Origin of the sequence: Sphingomonas antarctica (assembly GCF_965137005.1) — a bacterium.
Taxonomy (GTDB): domain Bacteria; phylum Pseudomonadota; class Alphaproteobacteria; order Sphingomonadales; family Sphingomonadaceae; genus Sphingomonas_O; species Sphingomonas_O antarctica.
The window spans coordinates 1-1,398 of record NZ_CBCRXM010000038.1 but is presented as its reverse complement, the minus strand read 5'-3'; the positions used below and the strand labels follow the sequence as shown (position 1 = coordinate 1,398).

Here is a 1,398-nt window from a genome sequence, read left to right as displayed (position 1 = left end):
ATCACGGGTACTGTCAAATCTATGGGGCAGCCGTTTTACTGTGTGATTACACAGTTCGTTCAAGCCGGAATATTGCGTTTATGATCACCAAGTGATCCCGCTATGTTTCGATAAGCGCCATCGTCAGGCCAGATTTTTTTGAGCAATCAGATGGTTGAGATACCAGTTTTTGGCATCTGCCCCGTAGATTTGACAGCACCTTCCTGAGCGACAGCGGAAAACGGACGCACATCAGCACTACCAGCCGGATGATCTCCGGCGAGAAGTTGAACCGGCGAAACCGACTATGTGGTGTAGCTCTCGATCGACGGCTCATACGCAGCGGCTAGCAGCTGCCCCATTGGTCTGACAGCACCCGCGTTCCTGACCGCCCGCAGGATGTAAATAATGATCGTCGAAGCTTCCAATTGCCATGAGGTTTTCGAGATTCAAGATATCGACCCTACCGAAACCAACCTTTGCAACTTGGCCTTCGCGCAGTCGCCTCATCATGCGGTTAATGTGCACCGGAGTGAGGCCCAATATGTCGCCCAAATCTTCCTGAAACAGCGGCATTTGGAACGTCGCATTTGCTGTGAGGCCCGCAAGAATGGCACGCGTGTGCATCTCACACAGGAGATGCGCCGTCCTGGCATAGGCATCGCGGCGACCCATGTTGGCAAGCCAAGCTTCGAGAATTGCCGCATTTTGCACTCTCGCATCTTGCACGATATTCTCAAGGGCGGTTCCTGCTCCGACCAGCGCGTCTGGCAAAGTGCCAATCAACAGGTTTGAAACAGCACAGGTCCCATACTCACTATCTCCACTGCCGGCGGCGCGCGGGAACAACAGGTCCCCGGGGAGGTGAATGGCGGTGATCTGCCGCGCGCCGCTCGCGAAAGCTATGTAGCTGAAGGCCCAACCATCGAGGATCAGAATTACGTCATTGGATAACATCGACCGATCAGTGACCAGCGCCCGCCGAGAGAGACCGCGAACTTCAACTAGATCTCCCGTCAGCGCTTCACGCACGGACGGTGCAAGCGTGTTGAACCGCGCCGGCAGCTGCATGATTGCTGGTCTGACCCCGTAGATCTCAGGTGTTCCCACGCGAATAAAATACTTGAAATGAATTGTGGTTCCATGTTCGTAACGAAGTGGATCCAAGGGCTGTGTCGAACGTTCGCTGTCACGTAGCGAGGCTTGTTGGCGACAGATCCGCGAGCTGATGACTCGACCTAATACGAGGATGCCGATGCCAATATTTCATCTCCATCTCGACGAATGCGGGAACGTTTCGCGCGACGAAACAGGCACTGAGTACCCTGATGTGGATTCTGCGACAGAGGCAGCGACCAAAGCGGCGCGCGAGGTGATGTGCGCTGAAATAGCTGGGTAAGCTGTGCCTCAGCTGCTGTG

General features: G+C 54.8%; 2 protein-coding genes. One reads left to right on the top strand and one right to left on the bottom strand.

Annotated features, from left to right (window positions below; all coding sequences use genetic code 11):
- Positions 1-312 precede the first annotated feature (312 nt).
- Positions 313-1,146 (bottom strand): Crp/Fnr family transcriptional regulator, encoded by an 834-nt coding sequence (locus ACM9ME_RS15355; RefSeq protein ID WP_415644332.1) that lies wholly within the window; start codon positions 1,144-1,146, stop codon positions 313-315.
- Between the two features lie 61 nt (positions 1,147-1,207).
- Here ACM9ME_RS15355 and ACM9ME_RS15350 point away from each other — a divergent pair, with 61 nt between their 5' ends.
- Positions 1,208-1,378, top strand: a complete 171-nt coding sequence (locus tag ACM9ME_RS15350; protein WP_415644331.1) for a DUF6894 family protein — start codon at positions 1,208-1,210, stop codon at positions 1,376-1,378.
- Positions 1,379-1,398: the final 20 nt, after the last annotated feature.